We start from the raw sequence: 26,955 nt of genomic DNA on the forward strand, positions 1-26,955 counted from the left end.
AATGGTATGGAAGATGAAATTATAAATAAAGTTGCCAATAGTATTTTGGTAGTTTTTGATCTTGAAGATTATTATCCACAAGGCATTCGTACGCAAATCGACATTTCACAATGGCTTTTAGAAGGATTTTTATTAAAAGAAAAAGACTTTAGAGCGGAATTAAAAAATCACGATTGGTCACAATACCAAGATCAATATGTGGCAATAAATTGCAGTACTGATGCTATTGTTCCGGCTTGGGCTTCTATTTTGGTTGCAATTCAATTAGCACCATTTGCCAAGAAAATCATCAATGGAACTTTAGAAGATCTGGACGCTACTCTTTATGAGGAATTGTTGCCGAAAATAGATTATTCCATTTACGAAAATAAGCCTGTTATTATAAAAGGATGTTCAAAAAAACCTGTTCCTATGCGGGCTTACTTAGTAGCTGCGCATTACTTACAGCCTTTTGCCAAAAGCATCATGTACGGAGAGGCTTGTTCTGCGGTTCCTTTGTACAAAGCGCCTAAAAAACATTAATTTACCTTTTTATTTATTACCTTTAATTAAGACTCTTGGAAAAAATGCCTATTGTTTTTTTTAATATATCACGCTCTGGTTCAGTATCTTTGAGTTTTTCTTCTAACTCACTTATCGTTTTTTGATCTGGGGTTTGCTTTAAAATTCCTTTGCCAGGAAAACTTCCAGCACCCTATTTTTCATAATCTTTGCGCCATTTGTAAAGCATTGTAACTCGAATACCTAACTCTCTTGCTAGTTCTGTAATGTTAGATCTTTTATCACTAAGTTCAACGGCTTTTTCTTTAAAAGCCGTATCGTAAATTTTACGGAGTGTTTTCATATGTTAAAATTAAGCTTTTCTCTTAACTTTATCTCCCAGCTAAATTAGTATATCCATTTTAAAATAGATACGAAAGGCGGTTATGCCATTATGGGATTTATACCAGTATTTGCTATATCATTTATCTTTATTGCCAATAAAAATAGAGATAAAGTTTTTAAGGAGCGAAATAAAGGAGAATAGAATTAATCAATAGTTGAAATTCTAAATGACGATTATTCTTCTAAAGTTAGATTTTTAAACAATGAAGAACCTATTATTACGTACTTACAGGTGGAATAGAAAGAGTTTTTCACTGCACATCATATTTCATTTTTCTCAAAATCCTTAATGCTTCTTTAAAGGACAAATAGACTTGGTTGAACGGCTTCAAAAGTGGTTTGGCATCAATTAGTTTTTGCCTGGCATCTTCAAAACCGTTGAGGTAACAAATCATAAATGTTGAAGGTAAGTTTTCTAAATCTTTTTGTTCCCGCTCAGATAATGAAAATCCTTTTTGAAGTTTTTTTAGCAAAGAAATATTAGAATTGTAAATATGGAATAACATTTTTTTGTTGAATTCTGGAGGCTGAAAAAGCATCTCTCGCTCAATTTTGTAATAACCATTATCTTGAAAATGAATGGTTTGTTTCTCTAAAGGGTAATAACTTGTTTTATCATTTAAACCTAAAGGGACATATTCTATAATCGTGAAAGTATCTTCGTCATAAATAATTTCGACCACGTCCTGAGCCGAATAAAACAGCTTGATTTGTTCGTTTATCAGTTCGATATCAACGCGGGATAAATACGTTTTGTCACGGGATTTTTTGGCAATTCCCGCCCAACAAATCACAAATAATTCCTTGAACACCTTGTATTTTGGCGACATGTCTTTATGCCGAAAATTCATAAAATCGATTACTCCATCGAGCGTATATTCGATGCTGTTCCTGGAATTATTTTCGATGCCGATAACGGTTTCCGTGTTTTGGTAATTCTTTTCAATCTCTCCTTCCACCGGCATTGTGTTACTGCCTCGTCGTATAAAAACGGAATGGGCAGGAATAGTATGAATTCCTTTTTTGAAGTAAGAGGTTTTACTTTTTGGTTTTATAGTTACTAGCCCTATGACTTTATCTTTCGACAAGTTTGGGAAAGGCACATTTTCGTATTGAATTGTGGGAGGATTTTCCAGAAATGCATTCACTAGATTCTGAATCCGACTATCGTCAAAAAAATCGTCGCCTACAATGGCATTGTCATGATCTTCTACCCCGACAACAATGTAGGAATTATTCGCTGGATTCGAATTTGACAAGGCACAAATATGTTTCAAAAACTTGGCTTTTCCTTCTCGAGTATGCAAATTCAACTGACGCTTTTTATCATAAAAACTGCTCTCATCATTGTGAGCGAGAAGATTTTTGATAAGAATACGTTTGTTGATCATTGCTATTAGATTTTTAGACTTCTTAGATTATTGGATTTTTAGATTATTTTGACAATCTAAAAATCCAATAATCTAAAAATCAATTTTAAATATCTCTTTTTAAAATAGTCGCCGATGCCTGTGCTGTGGGATATACAATCAAATCAGCAATATTTACATGATACGGTCGCGACACTACAAAGTGAATGATATCAGCGATATCTTCTGGTTGTAAAGCCTCGATCCCGTTGTAAACATTAGCAGCTCTCTCAATATCACCTTTAAAACGCACTTCGCTAAACTCCGTTTCAACCATTCCTGGATGAATAGCACCAACCCTGATTCCATACTGATTCAAGTCCATTCGCATGGCTTGGTTTAGGGCATCAACTGCATGTTTTGAAGCACAATATACGTTTCCGTTTGGATAGACTTCTTTTCCGGCAATGGAACCAATGTTAACAATATGACCGGATTTTTGTTCAATCATTTTTGGAATTATTGCTTTCGAAACATATAAAAGTCCTTTTACATTGATATCAATCATCGCATCCCAATCGTCTAAATCTCCATTTTGTATCGAGTCTAAACCATGAGCATTTCCGGCATTATTAATCAAAACATCAATTTTAGAAAATGCTTCAGGCAAAGAACTGATACTTTCAAAAACGGCCTTTTTATCCCGAACATCAAAGGACAAAGTACAAACTTCCGTAAATTCAGATAGTTCTTTTTTTAGTTCTGCCAATCGGTCTTCCCGACGCCCGCAAAGAATAATTTGATAATTATTTTTGGCTAATATTCTTGCTGTTGCTTGACCAATTCCGCTGGTTGCACCAGTTATTAAGGCTGTTTTATTCATGGGTATAATTTCTATTTTGAAATCGTAAAATTTTCGTTTTTTTTTGGGAATATGTTTCAATAAACCCTTTTCTCTATTGTTGAATTTACAATCGCTGAACTGAATACTAATTTTTAAGGCACATTTTTACCCATACTTTCGGTCCAAATGGCAAACCAGTCTTCTTTTTCCAGTTCTAATTCGACTGCTTTCATCAACGACTGTATTCTTGCGACATTTACGGTTCCAGCGATAGGGATAACTTTTGCAGGATGCATTAAAACCCAAGAAAGTAAAATCGTATCAGAACCTAAATGGTATTTTGAGACCAATGTCGCCAATAATTTTTTTAATCGGTGAGTTTGCGGAATATCTTCTCTAAAAACGCATCCTAACGGATTCCAACTCATCGGACGAATATTATGTAATTGCATATAATCAAAACTTCCGTTAAGCATAGGTTCAAAATTGGTCGCCGAAAACTGCACCTGATTGTAGCTTATTTCTGTTTTTTGGCGAATTAATTCTGTTTGGGAAGTAGTGAAATTAGAAAGGCCAAAATCAATAATTTTGCCGTCCGATTTTAGTTTTAATACGGCTTCAGCAATTTCGTCTGCTTGCATTAAAGGACTTGGTCTGTGCAATAAAAACACATCCAAATAATCAGTCTGTAAATTCTTTAGGGAGTTTTCAACGGACCAGATAATGTAATCTTTGGAATACTCGTAATGTTTTATGGTGTTTTTACGGTTTCCCTTCACCATTTGAATCCCGCATTTAGAAATTAGCTGCATTTTTTCTCTGGCTATTTTGCTGGAAGCAAACGCTTTTCCAAAATCAGATTCGGTGGTATAATCACCATATATGTCGGCATGATCGAAAGTAGTGATTTTGTTTTCTAAACAGACATTAATCATATTTTCCATTTCTTTGGTCTGGAGATTTTTATCCCAAATTCCCCAATTCATAACGCCGGCCATAATAGGTGATAATTTTGTTTTGCTCATTGTTTTTATTTTTTATTGAAATTCTTAAATCTTCGATTTCAAAGTATATTTTTCAAAGTTCTTAAAAATAGGTAAATTCTATCACAATTCATCCTTAAAATTAGGGTATTGATCGAAGTTTTAACCATTTTTTAACATCTTACTTCTAAAAAAAAATTCAATTTGCACCATCAAAATGGAGGCATTAAATTCAAGGTTTTAAAAACAATAAAATGGAAGAAAATACAGCGACTTTAGACATTAGAGCAATCAATGAAAAAATTGAAAGAGAAAGTGCTTTTATAGACCTTCTCACCATGGAAATGAATAAAGTTATTGTGGGTCAAAAGCACATGGTAGAACGTTTATTAATCGGACTTTTGGGTCAAGGACATATTTTGTTAGAAGGAGTTCCCGGATTAGCAAAAACATTGGCGATAAATACGCTTTCGCAAGCTGTTCATGGATCTTTCAGTAGAATACAGTTTACGCCTGATTTATTGCCTGCCGATGTTGTGGGAACCATGATTTACAACATTAAACAAAATGAATTTTCGATTAAAAAAGGACCTATTTTTGCCAATTTCGTTTTGGCGGATGAGATTAATCGTGCGCCAGCCAAGGTGCAATCAGCACTTTTAGAAGCGATGCAGGAAAAGCAAGTTACTATTGGTGACACAACTTTCAAACTAGACCGACCATTTTTAGTTTTGGCAACCCAAAATCCAATTGAGCAAGAAGGAACCTACCAATTGCCTGAAGCACAAGTCGATCGTTTTATGTTGAAAACGGTTATTGACTATCCAAAAATGGAAGATGAACGTCTGGTAATTCGTCAAAATCTAAAAGGAAGCTATGAAAAAGTAAATCCAGTAGTTTCAGTTGAACAGATTTTGCGAGCGCAAGAAGCAGTTCGTGAAGTTTACATGGATGAAAAAATAGAGAAATATATTCTGGATATTATTTTTGCGACACGTTACCCGGAGAAATATAAATTAGCCGACTTGAAACCGTTAATCAGTTTTGGAGCTTCACCACGTGGAAGTATCAATTTAGCGAATGCCGCAAAATGTTACGCCTTTATCAAACGTCGTGGTTATGTAATTCCGGAAGATGTTCGTGCCGTGGTTCATGATGTATTGCGTCACAGAATTGGAATTACGTATGAAGCGGAAGCAGAAAACATTACTTCAGTTGATATTATAAACAAAATCGTAAACGAGATCGAAGTACCTTAAAACAGTTTGCAGTAATCAGAATTCAGTTTGCAGTAACTGAACACTGAACACTAAACACTGAACACTGAACTTATGGATACAAAAGAGCTTTTAAAAAAAGTACGAAAAATAGAAATTAAAACCCGAAGATTGAGCGATCATATCTTTTCAGGGGAATATCATACCTCTTTCAAAGGACGCGGAATGACATTTAGCGAAGTGCGTCAATATCAGTACGGTGATGATATTCGTGCTATTGACTGGAATGTGACCGCAAGATATAATGAAGCCCATGTAAAAGTTTTTGAAGAAGAGCGTGAATTGACCATGATGTTGATGGTGGATATTTCAGGATCTGAAAGTTTTGGTTCTAAAAACCAATTCAAGAAAAACATAGTTACGGAGATCGCAGCCACAATGGCATTTTCAGCCACGCAAAATAACGATAAAATAGGGTTGATTTTATTTTCGGATGAAATCGAATTGTATATTCCACCTAAAAAAGGAAGATCACATGTATTACGTATCATTCGGGAATTAATTGAATTTCAGCCAAAAAGCCAAAAAACAGATGTTGCTCAAGCCTTAAAGTTTTTATCGGGAACCCAAAAAAAGAAAGCTATCGTATTTATTATTTCTGATTTCATGTCAGAAGAGTACGAACAAACTTTAAAAATTGCTTCTAAGAAACACGATATAACGGGTATTCGCGTATATGACATTCGAGAAGAAAAAATGCCAAATTTAGGGATGGTTTCGATGCTCGATGCCGAAACCGGTGAGATACAAGTGGTGAACACAGGTTCTAAATCAGTGCGAATGAATTATGAAAAATTGTATCAGGAAAAAGTGAACTATTTTAAGGAAACATTCAGTAAATCAGGTTCGGGTGTTGTAAATACTAGAGTTGATGAAAGTTATGTCACTAAATTATTAAGCTATTTTAAATCGAGATAATATCATTTACAACCTTTTCAGAGTTCAAAACTCTGAAAGGGTTCAATAATAAAAGATGAAAAAACAATTATACCTATTTTTTTTACTGGTTACAACGTTTGTTTTTGCACAGCAAAAACAAGTGGTTACAAGTATTGACACGATTAAAAATAAAATTGGTGCCGAATTTAAGCTATCCATAAAAACGACTGTTGACAGTTCGTCTAAAGTGATTTTTCCAAAATTAAAAAACTTTGGAGCCCTGGAAGTAATTCAGTCGTATCCTATTGATACTGTCAAAACGGACGGCCGTTATGAATTAATAAAAAAATATGGTTTAACCCAATTTGATTCCGGTAGGTATGTTATTCCGAGCATAAAGATTTTTATCGACAGTAAACCGTTTATGACGGATTCACTTTTGGTTGAAGTTGCGAATGTTAAAGTCGATACTTTAAAACAAAAAATGTTCGATATCAAGGACATTGCTCCTGCGGACAATTCAATAGGAAATTGGTGGAAATACCTGCTGATTTTAGCATTAATTATTGGTATTGGAGCATTGATTTATTGGTATATAAAAAAACACCAAAAGAAAAAAATAGAGGAAGAAATTTTCAAAACACCAATTGAGAAAGCGACCAGTTTGCTGAATAATCTGGAAAAGAAAGAACTTTGGCAAAAAGGAGAAGTCAAAGCCTATTACAGCGAATTGACGGATATTGCCAGAAATTATATCGAGGAAGCAATTGAAATTCCCGCAATGGAAAGTACGACTTCTGAATTGATTCAGGGACTTAAAGCGGCTTCTGTCAAAAAGAAAATGACGGTTTCGCAGGAAACAATCGAAAATCTGGAACGGGTGTTGAAACAGGCCGATTTAGTAAAATTTGCTAAATCAAAACCGTTGGATTTTGAAATCACCGAAGATCGAAATAAGATTCAAAAAGCAATTTTAACGTTAGACAGTTCTATTCCAGTTGAAGTTCCGGTAGAAGAAGATACATTGTTAAATGAAGCACAAAGGCAAAAGCAGATACAAATTCAATTGCGAAAAAAGAAAAAGAAACGTATCGTCCTTACGGTTTCATCGGTTGCTTTTATAGTAGTAGCGACAACCACTTTTTTTATCGTTCTCAAGGGGTTTGATTATGTAAAAGACAATATCATTGGAAATCCTACAAAAGAATTACTGGAAGGGGAGTGGATAAAAAGTGAGTACGGAAATCCGGGAATTATTATAGAAACGCCTAAAGTGCTTAAGAGAGTAGATTTGATCAAGACATTGCCTAAAGACGGAATGGCTTTGATTAAAGAAATGCAATCTTTTGCTTATGGAGATATTCATGACAATTTCTACATTATGATTTCTACCTTAAAATACAAAAAAGAAGGTGAAATTGATTTGGCAAAATCGATGGATGGTGCTTTGCAATCGTTAGAATCTCAAGGAGCTCAAAACATGATTGTCAAGCAAGAAGATTTTGAAACAAAAGAAGGAATTAAAGGACTCAAAGCGTACGGAACATTTTCGAAAATAAACAGTGTTACTCAAAGCAGTGCAAAGTTATATTATGAAGCGTTGTTGTTTAGCCAAGACGGAGGATTACAGCAAATTATATTTTTCCATGAAGAAGGCGATGATTATGCGAATCAAATATCAGAACGAGTTTTGAGCTCAGTTGAATTAAAACAATTAAGTAAATAATGGATAAGATAACTTTTTTAAACCCAGAATTTTTTTGGTTGTTTCTTCTGATTCCAGTTGCTGTTGTTTGGTTATTTTGGAAAAAAAACCAAACAACAGCAACTTTAAAGATTAGTTCTATTCAAGGATTTAAGAATTCCAAATCTTTATTAGTAAAGTTGAAACCAATTTTGAATGTGTTTCGAGTATTGGCTTTATCTTCCTTAATTGTAGCCATGGCAAGGCCAAGAACGGTTGATGTGAGCAATAGAACAAAAACCACGAAAGGAATTGACATTGTTATGGCAGTCGATGTTTCCGGAAGTATGCTTGCCAAAGATTTGAAACCAAATAGAATGGAAGCACTAAAGAGAGTAGCGGCTGATTTTGTTGAAGAAAGACCAAACGATAGGATTGGACTTGTGGTTTATGCTTCCGAAGCCTATACAAAAACTCCGGTAACGAGTGATAAGGCGGTTATTTTAGATGCAATTAATGGGATTAAATATGATAATGTTCTGCAAGACGGAACGGGAATTGGAATGGGATTGGCTACTGCTGTAAACCGACTAAAAGACAGTAAAGCTAAAAGTAAAATAGTTATCCTTTTGACAGATGGTGTAAATAACGCAGGTTTTATTGAACCAGAAACAGCATCAGGTATTGCGAAACAATACGGGATTAAAGTTTACACCATAGGAATTGGTTCAAACGGAATGGCCATGTTTCCTTATGCGGTTGCACCAAATGGGCAGTTTTTATTCCAAATGATGAAAGTGGAAATTGATGAACAATTATTGAAAAGTATCGCCAGAAAAACAGATGGTAAATATTTTAGAGCAACCAGTAATAGTAAATTGGCCGAGATTTATGCTTCAATCAATAAACTGGAAACTACAGAAATTGAAGAATTAAAATTCTATGATTATGATGAAAAATTCAGGCCGTTTGTGTGGTTTGCGGGTTTTTTATTGTTGCTTGAAATAGGATTGCGAAAAACAGTTTTTAAGAGCTTTATATAATGAAAGTTGCAAACTAAAAACTGTGACTAAAAGATAAAAAATGGAATTAGACGAAAAAAAATATTTATACTTACTTTTTATACTACCCATTGTGGTGTTGGTTTTTCTAATTAATTTATATTGGAAAAGAAGAAAACAACGCGAATTTGGAGATTTGGAATTGGTTAAAAAATTAAGCCCTGAAAGTTCTGTTTTTAAACCTGTTTTGAAGTTGGTATTGCTGCTTCTGGCGTTAGTTGGAATTATTTTTGGATTAGTGAATCCAAAAATAGGAACTAAAATGGAAACCGTAAAACGAGAAGGAATTGATATCGTTTTTGCTATGGATGTCTCCAAAAGTATGTTGGCCGAGGACGTTGCGCCTAACAGATTGGAAAAAAGCAAGCAGATCGTTTCCCAGATAATTAACCAATTAGGAAGTGATAGAATAGGAATTGTGGCTTATGCCGGAAGTGCTTTTCCCGTATTGCCCATCACAACAGATTACAGTGTTGCCAAAATGTTTTTGCAAAGTATGAATACCGAAATGGTTTCTTCGCAAGGAACATCGCTCGATGAGGCTATAAAATTATCTTCGACTTATTTTGACGATAAAAGCAAAACGAGCAAGTTGCTGATTTTAATTTCGGACGGGGAAGATCATTCCGAGGGAGCTGAATCAGCAGCGGAAGAGGCAAATAAGTTGGGAATGAAAATCATTACAATAGGTATTGGAACTGAAAAAGGAGGTACAATTCCATTGAAAAGAAATGGGATTGTAGAAAGTTTTCAAAGGGACAACAATAATCAAGTTGTGATAACTAAATTGAATCAGGCTGGTTTGATCGCCATCGCAAAAGCAACAAAAGGAGGGTACATAAATGGTAATAGTACCAAGGAAGTACTGGAATATATCAAGAATACTTTGGATAAAATTCAAAAAACAGAATTTGAAGCCACAGAAATGGCTGATTTTCAATCACAATTTCAATGGTTTTTGGGGTTTGCTTTTATTTTGTTATTCGTGGATATTTTCCTTTTGGAAAGAAAAACAAGTTGGGTGAACAAATTGAATTTATTTAACGAGAATAAATAAAATATAAAGAGTAAAGTATTGGAACACCTTCCATTATTAGAATGAAAAATACTTGACTCTTACATTTAAAAAATAAAATGAAGAACTTAATCTTACATCTTTTATTGCTTCTTACTTTTGTTGCAAACGCACAACAAAAGGATAAAATATTGCCCAAAGCAAACGAGGAATATGCCGAAAATAATTTTGTTGATGCAGAAGCGGATTATAGAATTTCTAATTCGAAATTCCCGAATAGAACTGTTGCAACCTATAATTTAGGAAATGCTATTTATAAGCAAAACCAGGTATCAGAAGCAAAATTTGCTTACGCCAAAGCATTGAAAAGTGCCAAATCAAGACCAGAAAAACACCAAGTATTCCATAATTTAGGAAATGTTTTCATGAAAGAAAAGGATTATACCCAAGCAGTGGAAGCCTATAAAAATGCATTGCGAAACAATCCTTCGGATGAAGAAACACGTTACAATTATGCGTTAGCCAAAAAAATGCTAAAAGAAAATCCTCCAAAGGATGATAAGAAAGACGACAAGAAAGATAAGAAAGACGATAAAAAGGACGACAAGAAAGATAAAGACAAGAAGGACGATAAAAAAGATAAGGATAAAGAGAAGAAAGACGATAAAGGAGACAAGGATAAAGACAAAAAAGATCCAAAACCGAATGAAAAAGGAGAGCCAAAACCCATGCCTGGAGGAATGTCTAAAGAACGTTTAGAAAATCTTTTGGACGCAGTAAATAAGGAAGAGAGGAAAGTCCAGGATAAAGTAAACGCTAACAAAGTAAAAGGAAAACCAGTAAAAACCGAGAAGGATTGGTAATTCAATTAAGATAATTTGACAATGAAAAGATTTTTAGCAGCGATTGTTTTTATGGTATGCAGCTCACTTAGCGCTCAAGTTCAATTTGAAACGAGGGTAAGTAAAACCACGCTAGGTCTAAACGAAAGACTTCGGATCGATTTTATGATGAATGTGGATGGGGATAATTTTAGCCAACCTTCTTTTGATGGTTTTAGAATTATTGCCGGACCAAGCCAGCAAGTGAGTCAATCATGGGTAAACGGAAGGAGTTCCTTTGAGAAAGTGTATTCTTATTTTCTTCTGCCAAATAGAAAAGGAGCTTTAACGATCAAGCAGGCAGCCATTGAATACAATGGGCAAATTTATAAAACTTCGCCTGTTAAAATAAACGTTACTGCGGCAACAGAGCAACCAAGAGATCCGAACGATACTCAGATTTCTGCGGATGATAACCTCTATCTCGTAGCCGATGTTTCTAAAACAAATCCGTACATTAACGAACCCATTACGGTAGTTTATAAATTGTATTTTAGTTATAACATTGGGATTACCAATTGGAGAGAATTAAACAAACCTAAATACAATGATTTCTGGAGTCAAAATATTGATATAAAACAATTGGTTGCGCAGGAAGGCATGTTCAAGGGAGAAAAATACCGTTTTGTGGTATTGAGAAAAACGGTATTGTATCCTCAAAAATCGGGGAAGTTAGCAATTGAACCTTTGTCGTTAGACATTGATGTGCAGTTGCCTACTAATCAAAGAAATATGTATGGTCAGGTTGTAGTAAAAGAAGGCAGTAAAAGAGTTTCCGCAGGATCAAAAATAATTACTGTCAAAGCACTTCCCGAATTGGGAAAACCAGAAGATTTCTCTGGCGCTGTTGGAAATTTTGATTTTAAAGTAACGCCCACAAAAACGGATTTAAAAAATGGCGAAAGCCTTAATTTGGTCGTCAGCGTGACTGGAAAAGGTAACATGAAATTATTCAGTTTACCAAAACCAATTGTGCCCAATGCACTGGAATTGTATGATGCCGTTCACAACGAAAAAGTAGACACCCCACTATCAGGAATGGTTGGAAAGGTGTCAGACAGTTATACTATTATTCCCCAGTATAAAGGAAATTATCCTATAAAGCCACTGCGTTTTTCTTATTTTGATTTGGGTTCAGGAAAATATAAAACGCTAAGTTCCCCTGAAATAATGATTAATGTTCTAGACGGTCCTACGGTTGCCGTAGCATCTAATTCTTCCGATAAAAATAGAATATCGAACGTAGAGCAATTCAAATACATTAAATTCAAAACAAAGCTTTTGACCATAGACAAGGAAGATTTCTTTGGGTCTAATTTATATTTAGGGTTGATGCTTTTGCCGTTTTTAATACTTCCAGTGATTGTACTGGTTAAAAAGAAGAAAGAAGCAATTGATGGAGATGTTACCGGAAACCGAATAAGAATGAATAATAAGTTGGCCAAAAAATATTTATCTGAAGCCAAAAAACAAATCAATAATAAAGAATTGTTTTACATCGCGCTTGAAAAAGCGATGCATAATTTCCTGAAAGCCAAATTACATATCGAAACTTCTGAAATGAGTAAAGATAATATTCAGGAACTTTTGTTGTCTAAAAATGCCAATCCGGAAGCAGTGAATGATTTTATTGCGCTAACTGAAAACTGTGAAGTGGCAAGATATGCGCCATCGTCAAGTGTTGCTATACAACAGGATTTTGATAAAGCCGTTTTGATTATTTCAGACTTAGAAAAACAGATCGTTTAACTACCGATGTCATTGTGAGGAACGAAGCGATCTCACGTAGATTTGCGAGAATGGCTAATCGACAACTTATAAAATTAAAATGAAAAATATACTGTATATATTATTGTTGACAACCCAAGTTTTCTTTGCCCAAAGTGGTTTTGAAAAGGGGAATGAATTGTATAAAAATGGGAAATACGAACAGGCGGCGGAAGCGTATGAAAATATATTGAAAGATAATAAGCAATCAGCAGAATTGTATTTTAATCTGGGAAATAGCTATTATAAATTGAATAAAGTTGCGCCATCGATTTATAACTATGAAAAAGCGTTAGTGCTTAATCCAAACGATAGCGAAAGCGCAAACAACTTAAAATTTGCTCAAAAAAGAACTATCGATGAAATCAAAGTAGTACCAAAAGTAGGTTTTGGAAAGTTACTCCGCGATTTCACAGGAATCTACCATTATAACACTTGGGGATGGATTTCAGTACTATTGGCTACTTCTTTTCTATTGTTTTTTATAGGCTATTATTTTTCAGAAAGTACGGTGTCAAAAAGAATTTTCTTTTTAGGAATGTTTGTTCTTGTTTTTCTAATTCTTATTAGTGTTTCATCAGGTATTTTTGAAAAGAGCCATTTTGATAATGAAAAGCCAGCCATTGTTTTTGCTGAAATGACCGACGTAAGAGCCGAGCCACAAAGGGCGAGTGCTGCGGTTATTGTGCTGCATGAAGGGACAAAAGTCTATGTGCAGGAAAAAGTAGACAATTGGAAAAAAGTACAATTAACAGACGGTACTGAAGGCTGGATTGAAAGTAGCGCTATTCATGAAGTGAAGTAGTTCAGGTATCTGAAAACTGCCTACTGTGATTAAATAATGCTTAATTCTTCTTCCATTCGTGATACCAATTCTTAATTGACGGAAAAATGTAACCGGCTGTTTTTTGAATCGGATTATAAAACAAGGAATTATCTAAGGTTTCTTTCTTGGCTAAAAAATTATGGTAGTTTATTTTTTCGAAAACAGTAAAAACGATACTCACTATCAAAACTGTTTTCAGTACTCGAAACAATCCACCTCCCAATTTGTTGAGCCATCCTAGGAAAGCCAAATCATTTACTTGTGTAAGGATTTTTGCAAATATCGATATTCCAATCACGACTAACATAAAAGTAAGGACAAAAGCAACAACCTGAATCGTATTGGGATTCCAATGAACAAATCCGGAGAGCACGCCCTTCATAAATGAAGAGAATTTTATTGCAACGTAAATGCCAACGATTAGTGAAATCAATGATGCTAATTCGATGAAAAGTCCGTTTTTAATTCCTTTATAGAAAGCAAATGCCAATATAACACCCAAAATAATATCCAAAAGTCCCATAATAATTCAATATTAATAAAAAGAACAAATATAAAAGAATTGTTGATTAGCAATTGCCAATTTTCAAGTTCTTATCTTTACAAAAAAATAATTCGATTACAATTTTCGAAAATCTACAATTAAAATCCTTAATCTACTATTAGCAATCAATATGTCAAGAGACACACAACTTAAAGAACGCTGGGAACAGCTTGTAACCATACTTTCCGATCAATTTTCTCAAGGAGAAGATTTAGATTTAGACGCCATTATTTACTTAATCGGCGTGCAAGAACTCGGGAAAGTGCACAAAGAATTTAAAAAAGACGAGAAACTTAACCTGATGCACATCGCAATTTGCAGATTATTGGAGCCTTATGGATTCTATGAATTCGAATTTTTTGACGAGGAAGGTTGGCCACACTATAAAGTGAAAGAAGAATTGCCGCCACTAAAAGCTGGTGAGCAATCAGTTTTAATGAAAGAAGCAATTGTTAATTATTTCCTTGAAAGAGAAGTAATAGATTAAACAAGATGAGAAATATAAGAAAACTGAAATTCTTATAATAGAACGGTTAATTATATAAGTTCGCTGAAATGCAGTTATATTTCTTATCTGATTAAAAAAAAGGATATTTTAGTTTTAGTTGTTCTTTTAAGGAAGAAATCTAACAATTTAAAATGGAAACTTTAAACTTTAAACCCAAAACCTGAAACAAATTTTGTAATTTTGCACTCTTAATTATGGAATGAAAATGATAGATAAGATAAAAGAATATATCGGCGAAGCACAGGCTTTTTCAACGCAAAACAAAGCAGAATTAGAGGTATTTAGAATTAAATTCTTAGGAAGTAAAGGACTTCTGAAAGAGCTTTTTGCGGAGTTCAAAAATGTTCCCAACGACCAGAAAAAAGAATTTGGACAGGTAATTAATCTGCTGAAAACTTCCGCCGAAGAAAAAGTGAAAACCATACAGGAATCTTTAGAAAGTAAAGAAGAAAGTAAAGGGTTTTACGGCGATTTAACGCGTTCTTCTCAACCGATTACTATTGGTTCCCGTCATCCTATTTCATTGGTAAAAAACCAAATTATAGATATCTTTTCAAACATTGGTTTTAATGTTTCTGAAGGACCGGAAATCGAAGATGACTGGCATAATTTTACTGCGTTGAACCTTCCGGAATATCACCCGGCACGTGATATGCAAGACACGTTTTTTATACAAACCAATCCTGATATTTTGTTGCGTACACACACGTCATCGGTGCAGGTGCGTTACATGGAAAACAATAAACCGCCAATTAGAACAATTTCTCCGGGAAGAGTATTCCGTAATGAGGCTGTTTCGTCCCGTTCTCACTGTATTTTCCACCAAGTGGAAGGATTATACATCGATAAAGACGTTTCTTTTGCTGATTTAAAGCAAACGCTTTTATATTTCACCAAAGAAATGTTCGGAAAATCAAAAATCCGTTTGCGTCCGTCCTATTTCCCGTTTACCGAGCCAAGTGCTGAGGTCGATATTTATTGGGGTCTGAAAACAGAAACCGATTACAGAATTACCAAAGGAACCGGTTGGTTAGAAATCATGGGTTGCGGAATGGTGGATCCAAATGTTTTGAAAAACTGCGGTATCAATCCGGATGAATACAACGGTTTTGCATTCGGGATGGGAATCGAAAGAATAGCGATGTTGCTATATCAAATTGGTGATATCCGTATGTTCTACGAAAATGACGTTCGTTTTCTAGAGCAATTCAAAACAAGCATATAGTCATCGCAAGGAACGAAGGAATCTCAAAACGGTATTTTGTATTGAAAGATTTTTGCATTTTTAGGAGCTAATTCCAGCTGTACCCTATATCTTTTCCTGGCTAAAGAAGCCAGAAAAAGGATGCCGTTTCCATCCGGGCTAGTACGTCCGTTTTTTAAGAAAATTAAGTTGGGAATACTAATATAATAATTAATAGTGAATGAAGAGATTGCTTCATTCTTCGCAATGCCATGAAAAAAGATATCATCATCCCCAAAGTAGAAAACGTTTTCCTCGCCGCAATTCAAGAATGGAGCGATGATTTTATGGAAAAAGTGTGGTATGCCTATTTGGTAAATGACAGTGATTTTCTAATAGAAAGTGTTATGGTAGTTTCCAAAGCTTTTGGTACTATCGATGGTGAAATGAAAAAAACGTCACTTTTACGTCACGCTTTTGTATCAGTACCTCCCGTTTCCGTAATGAAAATCGAAATGATAGAAAAAAGCGTCTTGGCACTAAACAATGAATTCATGTTAACTTTTTTCATTGACGACAAATTATACGATAAAAAATTCATCTTTAAATCACATTCCATCAGCGAGGACTTCGTAGAAGAAGTGCCTATTTTATTTGTTGACGGCGTTATCGTGAGGTAAATTAATTTTGGTTTCAAACCAAAATTATTAGAAATAATTATATTAAAAAGGCACTATCTTTATATTGATTAGTGCCTTTTTTTATTGTGGGATTTTAAATGATTTACTTATGCTAGTCCAATTTGTCCGTTAGTTTTTTGAACACCGCTTTAGCATCCTGTCCGTCGTAAAGAATGTTGTAAACGGCGTCTATAATGGGCGTTTTGGCACCATAACCCTGATTTAGTTTATAAGCACTTTTTACGGCGTAATATCCTTCGGCAACCATACTCATTTCCATCATCGCTGCTTTCACAGTATATCCTTTGCCAATCATATTTCCAAACATTCTATTTCTCGAAAATACAGAGTAACCAGTTACTAATAAATCGCCTAAATAAGCAGAATCATTAATGTTACGTTTCATTTTATGGACTTTCTTGATAAATTTTTTCATCTCCCGAATCCCATTACTCATCAAAACCGACTGAAAGTTATCACCGTAACCCAATCCATGCGCCATTCCTGCTGCAATAGCATAAATGTTTTTTAGCATGGCGGCATATTCAGTTCCTATAATGTCATCGGTGATCTTAGTTTTGATGTATTTCCCAGATAGATTTTTTGCTACAACTTTTGCTTTTTCTTCATCACCACAAGCAATAGTAAGATAAGACAGCCGTTCCATTGCTACTTCTTCTGCGTGGCAAGGTCCCGTAATCACACCAATATTATAATAAGGAATATCGTATTTTACATGAAAATGTTCGCCCACGATCAAACTCGTTTCAGGAACAATTCCTTTAATTGCTGAAAAAATGATTTTGTCCTGCAGGGAAACAGTCAGTTTTTCTAATTCAGCATCTAGGAACGCAGATGGAATTGCAAAAATAATATAATCAGCGTACGCTACAGCCTCATTTATATCATTGGTAAGTTTAAGTTTTTTAGTGTCAAATTCAACCGAACTTAAGTAATTCGGATTGTGTTTGTAGGTTTTAATGTGCTCAATAGCAGCGTCATTACGCATGTACCAAGAAATCTCAGAAAGATTTACACATAACATTTTTGCAATAGCTGTCGCCCAACTTCCACCACCAATCACTGCGAATTTTATACTTTCGGCCATTTTTTTTATTTAATTTAATCAAAAGTACTTAAAAAACCACTAATTAAACAAATAAAATCGAACCAAGAAACTGCTATTTTCGGCAGTTTTAATAAAAGAAAATTATTTAATTTTATAATTCATCTATTTATTTCTATTTTTTAACACAATATGTATGTTTTATTTGCGTTATAAGTGATTATAAATCGATTATTTAACGAATATAATGAGAATTGAATTAGTTAGTTTTGTTTTAGTATTCTAAAAGGCGCTCCCATAACATGTATGAGAACGCCTTTTTATTTTTTGGATTCGGGCTACTAAATCAGCCTTTTTATTCAAGTGATTTAGTAACTCATTTCTACAATTTCTTTTACTTTTTCTAAAGTAATATTCTGTTTTTCACCTAGCGCTTTCCAGTTTCTTTCTTCAAAACGTTTTACAATAAAATCAGCCGTTTTTTCAAAATCTTTAGTGTAATCTGATAATTTAGTGTCCATTCCCATGGTGTGGAAGAATTCAACTGTCTTGTTGATGGCCTCATTTGCAATTTCGTCATCGGTTCCAGTCAAATTAAAAATACGTTTTCCGTATTGTAATAATTTTCCTTTTTTGGTTTCAAACAGCACTTTGTACAAATTTGGACCAACAACTGCCAAAGTTCTGGCGTGATCAATTCCGTATAATGCAGTCAATTCATGACCAATCATGTGTGTTGCCCAATCAGAAGGAACCCCTTTTTGGATTAATCCGTTTAAAGCCATGGTACAACTCCACATAAAATTAGAAGCCAAGGCATAATTTTGTGGATTTTCTACTACTTGAGGACCTACTTGTATTAAAGTTTGCAAGATACTTTCTGCAATTCGATCTTGAAGGTATCCGTCATGCGGATAGGTTAAATACTGTTCTAAAACGTGAACGTAAGCATCAACAACACCATTTTGTAATTGTCTAGTTGGTAAGGATGCAATTACCGTTGGATCGCAAATAGAGAATTTTGGAAACATCGCGGACCCGCCAAAGTCTAATTTTTCCTGAGTCGCTTCAATTGTAATTACAGCACCAGAATTCATTTCGGTTCCAGTTGCAGGTAAAGTTAAAACGGTACCAAAAGGAACTACTTTCGAAAGTTCTGTAAACATGATTCTCTTTTTAAGTATGTCAACTGGATTTCCTTCAAAATTAGATGCTGCCGAAATAAATTTTACACCATCTATTACAGATCCACCACCAACAGCAAGAATAAAATCAATGTTTTGTTCTTTTACAATCGCAACAGCTTTCATTAATGTTTCAAAACGAGGATTAGCCTCGATTCCGCTGAATTCCACGATTTCAAAACCTTTTAAATTATTGATTACTTGTTCGTAAATCCCATTTTTAAAAATACTTCCGCCACCATATGCCAAAAGTATTTTTGCTCCTTGTGGCACTAATGTTGATAATTTTTCAATCTGCCCTTCCCCAAAAATTAGATTGGTAGGATTGTATAATTCGAAATTTAACATGTTTTTATTTTTTTGAATTCAATTGATTTAATAATTTTTCAGCAACTAGTTTAGAGGAAGCGGGGTTTTGACCTGTAATTAACAAACCATCTTCAACCGCATAAGGCTGCCAGTCGCCTACTTTTGAATAAGTTGCTCCATTTATTTGTAATGCATCTTCCAATAAAAATGGAACTACTTTAGTTAAACCTACAGCTTCCTCTTCTGTATTGGAGAATCCGGTTACTTTTTTGCCTTTCACTAAGTATTCACCATTTACTTTTACGTTTTTCAAAGCACCTGGGGAATGACATACAAAAGCAACTGGTTTTTTATTGGAATAAAAAGCTTCAATCAACGCGATTGAGTTTTTATCTTCGGCTAGATCCCAAAGCGGTCCGTGACCTCCTGGATAAAAAACTGCATCATAATCAGCTTGATTAACGTCAGCTAATTTTTTTGTGTTTCTTAGTTTTTCCAAAAGAACGTCATCTTTATCAAATCTTTTAGTATCGTCGGTCGCTGCCGATGGATCTTCACTTTTTGGATCAATAGGCGGTTGACCTCCTAGTGGAGTTGCTACATCAATTTGAACACCTTTATCGGATAATTCATAATAAGGCGCAGCAAATTCTTCTGTCCAAAATCCTGTTTTTTCTCCTGTGTTACCTAGTTTATCATGACTTGTAACAACAAATAATACTTTTTTCATACCTTTTTTATTTTGTTTCTGTGCAGTTGCTGTTATGCAACTTACGGTTAATGCTATAATGGTAAATAGTGCGATTTTCTTCATTTCTAATTTCCTTTGTACAAATTTACGGCTTATATGCTATTACTAAAAATAATTTAAATTATGTTTGCGATAAATATATTTATATCATGGTCAATCTGGAATGGTATCGGACGTTTAAAAGTGTTTATAAAAATGGAAATTTTTCTTTGGCTGCCAAAGAACTATTTATCAGTCAACCAGCTGTAAGCCAGCAGATATCAATGTTGGAGGCGCATGTAGGATATAAACTTTTTAATCGAAAGTCTAAAGGCGTTGAGCCAACGGAATATGCTAAGTTACTCAATAATTTAATCATTGAAGCTTTAGATCGATTAGAAAATGTGGAAAATGGTTTTCGTGCCAAAGCGTTCAATGCCAATCGATTAATTCCGATAGGAATTTCCAAACATTTAATGAGCAGTTTGGGAGGTGCGCTACTTTCAAAATTCGAATTTATCGATTTTAGCTTTCATGAAAATGATGCGCTTTTTGAATTGGTCGATTCTAAAAAATTGGATTTTGCCATAGTTACCAAACAATACGACACGTTTGACACGATTCAGAAAAAGCTTGGCGAAATAAAACAAATTATCGTAGGCTCCACAAACATTGACACTTCCGAATTAAAATTAAAAATCAAAAGTAAAGATTTCGACGCAATTGAACATTGGTTAAACGAACAAAAATGGTTCAGCCATGATAGTGGGATTCCGCACATCAAGTTATTTTGGCTGTATGTTTTCAATAAAAAAAGACCTTCGATGATTCCCAATTATATTATTCCATCCGAATATGAAATGCTGGAAATAATTTCGAAAAATAATGGAATCGCGGTTGTTTGGAATTGCAATGCGAAAAGGTTAATGGAAGAAAATAAAATCCAATTGTTGTGGAACAGCAATCAAATGCCGAGCACAGAAGTATTTTTATTATCAGGTAAAAATGAAAATTTAAACGTAATTTTTAATAATATTGAACTTGAATTGAAGAGAGTTTTGGCATAACTACTTCTTGTAAAAGTTATTATGGTCAATATATTCCCAAACTTTTGCAGGTAACAAAGGCTGCACATTTTTTCCTTTCTTAATGTTTTCCCGAATAAATGTCGATGATATTTCTACAACAGGAGCATCAATTGTATGAATTTTTGGATGGTTCTTGAAAGTTGCATTTTCTGCTTCCGAAGAAATTCGCGGGTAAACGTAAATTTCATGATTTTCAAGAATCGCTTCGTAGTTTTTCCATTTGTGTAAAGACTTGAGATTGTCTTCGCCCATAATCAAGGAAAATTCGTAATTTGGATATTTTTCTTGTAGATGAACCAAAGTGTTCACCGTATAATTGGGCTGGGACAACTTAAATTCAATATCTGAAGGTTTGATTTTTGGAAAATCTTCAGTGGCAAGATGCACCATTTGTAATCGATGGTAATCATCAAGCAAAGTGTTTTTTTTCTTCAAAGGATTGTGAGGTGTAACCACCATCCATACTTGGTCTAAATCCGCATGCTCCGCCATGTGATTCGCGATGATGAGATGCCCAACATGCATGGGATTAAACGTTCCGAAATACAGACCTATTTTCATTAATTTAATTTAAAGATTTAAAAATTAAATGATTTAAAGGTTGGAAATTACTTTGAATTTTTCAATTCTTTAATTTTTCAATCTTTTAATCCTTAATAAAATTCTTTACCAATTGATGGGCTTCTTCCAAAGCAATATCTAAATCATAATTTTTTATAACAACATCAAATTGTGGAGCAGTAGCGAGTTCTACAGAAGCTTTTGCAATACGCATATTGATTTTGTCGTCACTTTCGGTAGAGCGTTTTTTCAAACGAATTTTCAATTCATCAATACTTGGTGGTTTAACAAAAACTGCTAACGTCTCTTCAGGGAATTTATGTTTAATTCGCAATCCGCCAGCGACATCAATATCAAAAATTACATTTTTTCCTTTGGCCCAGATGCGTTCTACTTCACTTTTTAAGGTTCCGTAAAAATTATCACGATACACTTCTTCCCATTCCAGAAAGTCTTCGTTCTTGATGTGTTTTTTAAATTCTTCGGTAGACATGAAATAATAATCTTTTCCGTTTACTTCTTCGCCTCTTGGCTCACGAGAAGCTGCCGAAATCGAAAATTCCAGATTCAGATCTTCTTTTCCTAATAAATGTCTAACGATGGTCGTCTTTCCAGATCCCGAAGGTGCCGAAAACACTATTAATTTTCCTCCTGTGCTCATTGTTGTTATTTTTATAGAGGTGCAATCACTTCTAATTTTTATGCAAAAAGACGCGATGAATCGCGTCTCTACTTACTATTTTTTACAATACGTTTAAAACCTGTTCTTTGATTTTTTCCAATTCGTCTTTCATTTGCACGACTAATTTCTGCATTTGTGCATGATTGGATTTAGAACCCATCGTGTTTATTTCACGTCCCATTTCCTGGGTAATGAAGCCTAATTTTCTACCGTTGGCTTCGGTTCCGTTGATGGTTTCCAAGAAATAATCCAAGTGATTTGTCAGCCGTACTTTTTCTTCGGTAATGTCTAATTTCTCTAAATAATAAATCAGTTCCTGTTCAAAACGATTTTCATCAACATTTACTTTTAGTTCAGCAATTGCAGTTTGCAAACGGTCTTTTATTGCCTGAACGCGTTCTGGATCAAGTGCCAAAGCTTCGGTCATGTATTGACGAATATTGCCAATTCGCAATTGAAATTCTTTTTCCAGAGACATTCCTTCGTCTCTTCTAAAGGTCAAGATGTTTTGTAACGCTTCTTCGATAACAGTCTGGATTTGAATCCAATCATTTTCATCAATCTCATCACGTTCTATTTTCATGGTATCTGGCATACGAATTGCCATTTTCATCAATTCGGTTTCATCAGCATCAGCATAGACTTCTCTCAACTGATTAATGTAACCTTTTACAATTGGCACATTCACTTTTGTAGAAGTTTGTTCCGCAGTACTTTCGATAAAAATAGAAAAATCTATTTTTCCTCTTTCCAGTTTAAGTGCAATTTGGTTGCGTAAACCCAATTCCATTTCGCGGTACAGAGAAGGCATTCTCACATTCAAATCCAAACCTTTACTGTTTAGGGATTTTACTTCTACCGTGATTTTTTTGGTTGGTAATTGCAAAGTGGCTTTACCAAAACCCGTCATTGATTGTATCATATAGTTGTATAAAAGAGGTCAAAGATAAGAAAAAGCTCTCTAACGCCCAAAGGGGGAATTATTAAAGGCGTTTATTCTGAGGGGCTTTCTGCGTCACCAAATAAACGCCCACAAATATCAAAATGGCCGAAACTATTTTAACCAGAGTTAATTCGTCTTTTCCTAAACCAATTGCAAAAATGGTAGCGAATAAGGGTTGCAAATAAATAAAAACGGCAACAGTTGTTGGTTTTAATTCTTTCATCGAAAGTAAATTCAACAAATAGGTCAAGAATGTAGAAATAACGACTACGAATGCTATTTTCCAGCCAATATCTGTTGGAACTAATGCCCAATCGACGGCATCAAATTGGCTCCAGCCAAAAGGTAAAACCATAATAAATCCGAATAAATAAATCCATTTTACAAACGTAAACGCATTGTATTTGTCCATTAACTTCTTGACGATAATCAGATAAAATCCGTAGGAAATCGCGTTGACCAAAACCAGGAAATTTCCCAAACCGGCATTCGTGGCACTGCCAATAGATTTTCCGTAAAGAATAAGAAAAGCAGTTCCTATTAAGCCAAGAACAATTCCCAAAATCATACGATTTTTCATGCGCTCTTTCATGATGATGGCCGAAAGTGCCAAAACAATCATGGGTGTTGAAACCATAATTACCGCTGCGCTAATAGGAGAAGTCAAACTTAGTCCCTTGAAAAAAGTAAGCATATTGAAAGCCACACCAAAGAATGCGGCAGCAATAATTCTAGGGAAATCATTGAGCGCGATTTTTTCTTTTGGCATAAAAAGCCAAGCCAGCCAAAACAAAATCATTGATCCGCCGGCGCGCAACAAGATAAAGCCATACGCATCAATATATAATGGCATGACATCTTTGGCAATAGTAAAAGTAATGCCGTAAATTAAGGAAACTACTGTGGCACCAAAAAGCGCGAGATTTCTTTTAGACATTTGCGAAAGCAAGCATCACCTGATGCATATTTTGTTGTGTGTTGCCAATGTAGATTTTATCATTGATAATAAAAACGGGACGACTCAAGAACGTATAATGTTCCAGAATATATTTCTTGTAATCATCTTCGGTCAAAGATTTATTTTTTAAATCCATCGATTTATAGAGCACTGCTTTTTTGCTGAACAAAGCCTCATAACTTCCCGAAAGTTCTCGCATTTGCTCCAGTTCTTCCACAGTAATTGGATCTTGTTTGATGTCGTGAAACTCTAAATTATGATCTTTCGGCAATGATTTTATAATTTTTCGACAGGTGTCGCAGGAAGCGAGATAATATATTTTATTCATAATAAGTTGTAATTTCTTTGTGCAAAGAAAATTCATTTAAGACGGAAAATGATTATTTTTATCAAAAAAATAAAAACATGAATCAATTATTCGACGTCAGCACTACAAGCAGAAATATGGTTTCAAAATTTCTATCGGGACACACTCTTGAACAACTCAACACGATTCCGGAAGGATTCAGTAATAATTTGATTTGGAACATCGGTCATATTATCGTGGCACAACAAATGTTAGTGTATAAGCTTTCTGGTTTGCCTATGATGATTTCTGATGATTTAGTCGAGAAATACAAAAAGGGAACCAAGCCGGAACTTATCGCTACACAAGCCGAAGTGGATGAAATTAAATCGTTATTGTTTGAAACCATCAATCAAACCAAAGTTGATTATGACAGTAAAGTTTTCAAAAATTATATGGAATATACTACTTCAACCGGCGATCATGTTTTAAGAAATGCCGAGGATGCAATGGCTTTCAGTAATTTCCACGAAGGGCTTCACATTGGTATTATGATGAATATTAGAAAATTTATTTAGGATTTATGCTGATGAACATTGGTAACTAATTACTTTGTCAGTTCGCTTTGCTTTTGTCTTTATCTTATAAAAAAAGAAATGGGCTTCTACTGGTGCTAGACAATGCCTAAAAATACAATAGATGGTCTTTAAAAAAAGGTTTGATTTTTTTAAAGACCATTTTTCTATTTAATGGCCAAATATTCGTTCACTTCTTTATATGACAACAATAATTCCTTAGGTCCATCAGAATAAGAAGCGGATTCATAAGGATTGTAATGTAAAAGCAGGCCTTTGTCCGTGTAAAAAATATTTTGGGGAAGTTCGAATTTTTCGTTTTCAAATTGATATCCTGTTACGTTTATGGGCTGGTTTTCAGGGATTTTATATTTGACTCTGAATTTTTTTTCGGCAAAAGCCTTGAAAGCATTTCTGTCTTTAAATAATTTATTGTTTGTAATTGATTTTCCGGTTTCCGGATCAAAAATTACGGAACGTAAACCTTGATATCCGTGAGCGCCTCCAGTATAAGTATAATGCTTGATTTCTATATTCAATATACTATCCGATTGATATTTTACGCTGCCTTCAATTTCAGCTTCCCAGCCAAAAACGTCTTTTGGATATTCTTTCTGCAGTTTTTCGTAAGAACCAATAAATGAGGATAATAAACCATTGTAATTGGTGGATGTATATGGTTTTTCGCCAAAATAAATAATCTCTTTCAAAACAGAAAACACTTTTTTATTGATGCTGTCAGCTACAACCGGGACGTCTTTCGCAATAGGAATTCGTAAACTGATATGAGGACAATCTTTTTTGCATGGCAATGTCGTTTTTTTCTGAAAGGATTGGTCTTCAAAAACTAATTCTTTAGAGCAACGGTTCATTGAAAAAAGCAATACGGCAAAAATTATAATGTGTTTCATCTCAAAATTGTTAATTAAATACAAAGGTATCAACTTGTGGCTTGGATAGAATAAATTAAAGGGTAAATTTGTGAAACAATTTCGCACTTTAAAATTAAAAACATATGAAATTCAATACAAAAGCCATTCACGGCGGTCAACACCATGATCCTAGTACTGGAGCCGTTATGCCTCCAGTGTATCAGACTTCAACATTTGTACAAACAAGTCCCGGTAAACCAGTAAATCCAGATTATGAATATAGCAGGGCTGCAAACCCTACTAGAACGGCACTTGAAAACGCATTAGCAAGTATTGAAAACGGAACGCGAGCTTTAGCTTTTTCGTCTGGATTAGCGGCCACGGATTGTGTTTTGCGTTCTTTTAAATCCGGTGATGAAATCATTGCTATGGATGATTTATATGGTGGTACTTACAGAATGTTTACCCGTATTTATAAAGATTCGGGAATCAAATTTCATTTTGTTGATATGAATGATTTGGAAAAATTCCAGTCATTAATTAATGAAAACACAAAATTAGTTTGGGTTGAAACACCTACAAACCCGTTAATGAAATTAGCAGATATTCAAGAAATTGCTAAAATAACTAAAGTAAAGAAAATCCTTTTTGCTGTAGATAATACTTTTGCGACTCCCTATTTGCAAAAACCATTAGACTTAGGAGCTGATATTGTGATGCATTCTGCGACTAAATATCTTGGAGGACATTCTGATGTTATTGCAGGGGCTTTGATTGTAAAAGACGAAGCGCTTGGAGAGCAATTGCATTTTCAACAATTTGCGACAGGTGCCACTCTAGGGCCTATGGATAGTTTCTTAGTGCTGCGAGGAATAAAAACATTGCATTTGCGCGTGCAAAGACATTGCGAAAATGGGGAAAAAGTGGTTGAGTTTTTAGACAATCATCCAAAAATAAAAAGGGTATATTATCCAGGATTGCCAAGTCATCCCTATCATGAAATTGCAAAAAAGCAAATGAGTGGTTTTGGAGGAATGGTTTCCTTTACTTTTGTTTCAGGCAAAAAAGAGGACGCCATTAAATTTTTAGAGAATCTTAAAGTATTCACTTTGGCAGAATCTCTTGGCGGAGTGGAATCTTTAGCAAATCATCCTGCTTTGATGACACATGCATCGATTCCGGAAGACAAAAGGAAAAAAATTGGAATTACAGATGACCTCGTTCGATTGAGCGTAGGTATAGAAGATGCGGAAGATTTAATTGAAGATTTAAAACAAGCTTTGGCGTAAATTGTAATGTATTTTTCTCTCCGTTAGAAATATTTTGTAAAGAATA

General features: G+C 34.5%; 29 protein-coding genes. 15 read left to right on the plus strand and 14 right to left on the minus strand.

The features are described 5' to 3' along the window. Positions 1-6 precede the first annotated feature (6 nt). Positions 7-522 carry a DUF2480 family protein gene (locus tag C4S35_RS02600; protein WP_103998660.1) on the plus strand — a complete coding sequence of 172 codons (516 nt, stop codon included), beginning with the start codon at positions 7-9 and terminating at the stop codon, positions 520-522. Between the two features lie 172 nt (positions 523-694). On the opposite strand, the gene C4S35_RS02605 is transcribed toward C4S35_RS02600, so the two are convergent. The 4 genes from C4S35_RS02605 to C4S35_RS02620 form a co-directional block, all read right to left on the minus strand. Beyond that, entirely contained in the window at positions 695-844 is a 150-nt protein-coding gene (locus C4S35_RS02605) for a transposase (RefSeq protein ID WP_103998661.1), read from the minus strand. Between the two features lie 292 nt (positions 845-1,136). Continuing rightward, the gene (locus C4S35_RS02610; RefSeq protein ID WP_103998662.1) at positions 1,137-2,276 is read right to left on the minus strand and encodes an ATP-binding protein; all 1,140 of its coding nucleotides are present in this window, start codon (positions 2,274-2,276) and stop codon (positions 1,137-1,139) included. 85 nt (positions 2,277-2,361) lie between these two features. Further along, positions 2,362-3,117: an SDR family NAD(P)-dependent oxidoreductase gene (locus C4S35_RS02615; RefSeq protein WP_103998785.1), complete on the minus strand. Its 756-nt coding sequence runs from the start codon at positions 3,115-3,117 to the stop codon at positions 2,362-2,364. Positions 3,118-3,230: 113 nt separating this feature from the next. Continuing rightward, positions 3,231-4,103, minus strand: a complete 873-nt coding sequence (locus C4S35_RS02620; protein WP_103998663.1) for an aldo/keto reductase — start codon at positions 4,101-4,103, stop codon at positions 3,231-3,233. 212 nt (positions 4,104-4,315) lie between these two features. On the opposite strand from C4S35_RS02620, the gene C4S35_RS02625 reads away from it, so the two are divergent. The 8 genes from C4S35_RS02625 to C4S35_RS02660 all read left to right on the plus strand — a co-directional run bounded on the left by C4S35_RS02625 (position 4,316) and on the right by C4S35_RS02660 (position 13,430). After that, positions 4,316-5,320, plus strand: a complete 1,005-nt coding sequence (locus tag C4S35_RS02625) for an AAA family ATPase (RefSeq protein WP_103998664.1) — start codon at positions 4,316-4,318, stop codon at positions 5,318-5,320. A 72-nt stretch (positions 5,321-5,392) separates the two neighbouring features. Next, positions 5,393-6,256 (plus strand): DUF58 domain-containing protein, encoded by an 864-nt coding sequence (locus C4S35_RS02630; RefSeq protein ID WP_103998665.1) that lies wholly within the window; start codon positions 5,393-5,395, stop codon positions 6,254-6,256. A 55-nt stretch (positions 6,257-6,311) separates the two neighbouring features. Then, positions 6,312-7,943: a hypothetical protein gene (locus tag C4S35_RS02635; RefSeq protein WP_103998666.1), complete on the plus strand. Its 1,632-nt coding sequence runs from the start codon at positions 6,312-6,314 to the stop codon at positions 7,941-7,943. Next, positions 7,943-8,944, plus strand: coding sequence for a vWA domain-containing protein (locus C4S35_RS02640; RefSeq protein WP_103998667.1), 1,002 nt, complete (start codon positions 7,943-7,945; stop codon positions 8,942-8,944). The genes C4S35_RS02635 and C4S35_RS02640 overlap by 1 nt, the downstream gene beginning before the upstream one ends. 40 nt (positions 8,945-8,984) lie before the next feature. Then, positions 8,985-10,019, plus strand: coding sequence for a vWA domain-containing protein (locus tag C4S35_RS02645; RefSeq protein WP_103998668.1), 1,035 nt, complete (start codon positions 8,985-8,987; stop codon positions 10,017-10,019). Between the two features lie 77 nt (positions 10,020-10,096). Next, a complete protein-coding gene (locus tag C4S35_RS02650; RefSeq protein ID WP_103998669.1) occupies positions 10,097-10,840 on the plus strand; it encodes a tetratricopeptide repeat protein in 744 nt (247 codons plus the stop codon). A gap of 21 nt (positions 10,841-10,861) precedes the next feature. Beyond that, a complete protein-coding gene (locus C4S35_RS02655; RefSeq protein WP_103998670.1) occupies positions 10,862-12,607 on the plus strand; it encodes a BatD family protein in 1,746 nt (581 codons plus the stop codon). Positions 12,608-12,686: 79 nt separating this feature from the next. Beyond that, a complete protein-coding gene (locus tag C4S35_RS02660) occupies positions 12,687-13,430 on the plus strand; it encodes a tetratricopeptide repeat protein (RefSeq protein WP_103998671.1) in 744 nt (247 codons plus the stop codon). A 40-nt stretch (positions 13,431-13,470) separates the two neighbouring features. Here C4S35_RS02660 and C4S35_RS02665 read toward each other — a convergent pair whose 3' ends face one another. Next, complete coding sequence (locus C4S35_RS02665) at positions 13,471-13,974, minus strand: CvpA family protein (protein WP_103998672.1); 504 nt, start codon at positions 13,972-13,974, stop codon at positions 13,471-13,473. A gap of 151 nt (positions 13,975-14,125) precedes the next feature. Between C4S35_RS02665 and C4S35_RS02670 the strand changes: the two genes are divergently transcribed. The 3 genes from C4S35_RS02670 to C4S35_RS02680 all read left to right on the plus strand — a co-directional run bounded on the left by C4S35_RS02670 (position 14,126) and on the right by C4S35_RS02680 (position 16,366). After that, positions 14,126-14,482 (plus strand): hypothetical protein, encoded by a 357-nt coding sequence (locus C4S35_RS02670; RefSeq protein ID WP_103998673.1) that lies wholly within the window; start codon positions 14,126-14,128, stop codon positions 14,480-14,482. Between the two features lie 226 nt (positions 14,483-14,708). Beyond that, entirely contained in the window at positions 14,709-15,728 is a 1,020-nt protein-coding gene (gene pheS / locus C4S35_RS02675) for a phenylalanine--tRNA ligase subunit alpha (RefSeq protein ID WP_103998674.1), read from the plus strand. A 230-nt stretch (positions 15,729-15,958) separates the two neighbouring features. After that, positions 15,959-16,366, plus strand: coding sequence for a hypothetical protein (locus C4S35_RS02680; RefSeq protein ID WP_103998675.1), 408 nt, complete (start codon positions 15,959-15,961; stop codon positions 16,364-16,366). Between the two features lie 112 nt (positions 16,367-16,478). Here C4S35_RS02680 and C4S35_RS02685 read toward each other — a convergent pair whose 3' ends face one another. The 3 genes from C4S35_RS02685 to C4S35_RS02695 all read right to left on the minus strand — a co-directional run bounded on the left by C4S35_RS02685 (position 16,479) and on the right by C4S35_RS02695 (position 19,739). After that, positions 16,479-17,474: an NAD(P)H-dependent glycerol-3-phosphate dehydrogenase gene (locus C4S35_RS02685; RefSeq protein ID WP_103998676.1), complete on the minus strand. Its 996-nt coding sequence runs from the start codon at positions 17,472-17,474 to the stop codon at positions 16,479-16,481. 326 nt (positions 17,475-17,800) lie between these two features. Continuing rightward, positions 17,801-18,964: an iron-containing alcohol dehydrogenase gene (locus C4S35_RS02690; RefSeq protein ID WP_103998677.1), complete on the minus strand. Its 1,164-nt coding sequence runs from the start codon at positions 18,962-18,964 to the stop codon at positions 17,801-17,803. A gap of 4 nt (positions 18,965-18,968) precedes the next feature. Beyond that, positions 18,969-19,739, minus strand: a complete 771-nt coding sequence (locus C4S35_RS02695) for a type 1 glutamine amidotransferase domain-containing protein (RefSeq protein WP_167386502.1) — start codon at positions 19,737-19,739, stop codon at positions 18,969-18,971. A gap of 86 nt (positions 19,740-19,825) precedes the next feature. On the opposite strand from C4S35_RS02695, the gene C4S35_RS02700 reads away from it, so the two are divergent. Further along, positions 19,826-20,722: a LysR family transcriptional regulator gene (locus C4S35_RS02700; RefSeq protein ID WP_103998678.1), complete on the plus strand. Its 897-nt coding sequence runs from the start codon at positions 19,826-19,828 to the stop codon at positions 20,720-20,722. Here C4S35_RS02700 and nadD read toward each other — a convergent pair whose 3' ends face one another. The 5 genes from nadD to C4S35_RS02725 all read right to left on the minus strand — a co-directional run bounded on the left by nadD (position 20,723) and on the right by C4S35_RS02725 (position 24,215). Next, positions 20,723-21,304 (minus strand): nicotinate (nicotinamide) nucleotide adenylyltransferase, encoded by a 582-nt coding sequence (gene nadD, locus C4S35_RS02705; RefSeq protein ID WP_103998679.1) that lies wholly within the window; start codon positions 21,302-21,304, stop codon positions 20,723-20,725. A gap of 85 nt (positions 21,305-21,389) precedes the next feature. Next, a complete protein-coding gene (gene gmk / locus C4S35_RS02710) occupies positions 21,390-21,965 on the minus strand; it encodes a guanylate kinase (protein ID WP_103998680.1) in 576 nt (191 codons plus the stop codon). Positions 21,966-22,047: 82 nt separating this feature from the next. Next, a complete protein-coding gene (locus C4S35_RS02715) occupies positions 22,048-22,908 on the minus strand; it encodes a YicC/YloC family endoribonuclease (RefSeq protein WP_103998681.1) in 861 nt (286 codons plus the stop codon). A 61-nt stretch (positions 22,909-22,969) separates the two neighbouring features. Next, positions 22,970-23,866 (minus strand): DMT family transporter, encoded by an 897-nt coding sequence (locus tag C4S35_RS02720; protein WP_103998682.1) that lies wholly within the window; start codon positions 23,864-23,866, stop codon positions 22,970-22,972. Continuing rightward, on the minus strand, positions 23,859-24,215 hold the full coding sequence (locus C4S35_RS02725) for an arsenate reductase family protein (RefSeq protein ID WP_103998683.1): 357 nt from the start codon (positions 24,213-24,215) through the stop codon (positions 23,859-23,861). Before C4S35_RS02725 ends, C4S35_RS02720 begins: the two co-directional genes overlap by 8 nt. 77 nt (positions 24,216-24,292) lie before the next feature. Between C4S35_RS02725 and C4S35_RS02730 the strand changes: the two genes are divergently transcribed. Beyond that, the gene (locus C4S35_RS02730; RefSeq protein WP_103998787.1) at positions 24,293-24,751 is read left to right on the plus strand and encodes a DinB family protein; all 459 of its coding nucleotides are present in this window, start codon (positions 24,293-24,295) and stop codon (positions 24,749-24,751) included. 164 nt (positions 24,752-24,915) lie between these two features. Here the strand turns inward: C4S35_RS02730 and C4S35_RS02735 are convergent, their stop codons facing one another. After that, on the minus strand, positions 24,916-25,659 hold the full coding sequence (locus C4S35_RS02735; RefSeq protein WP_103998684.1) for a DUF3298 and DUF4163 domain-containing protein: 744 nt from the start codon (positions 25,657-25,659) through the stop codon (positions 24,916-24,918). 104 nt (positions 25,660-25,763) lie between these two features. On the opposite strand from C4S35_RS02735, the gene C4S35_RS02740 reads away from it, so the two are divergent. Further along, positions 25,764-26,909 carry a cystathionine gamma-synthase gene (locus C4S35_RS02740; protein WP_103998685.1) on the plus strand — a complete coding sequence of 382 codons (1,146 nt, stop codon included), beginning with the start codon at positions 25,764-25,766 and terminating at the stop codon, positions 26,907-26,909. The last annotated feature ends 46 nt before the right edge of the window (positions 26,910-26,955 follow it).

It is taken from the genome of Flavobacterium urumqiense (genome assembly GCF_900108015.1).
GTDB classification, from domain to species: domain Bacteria; phylum Bacteroidota; class Bacteroidia; order Flavobacteriales; family Flavobacteriaceae; genus Flavobacterium; species Flavobacterium urumqiense.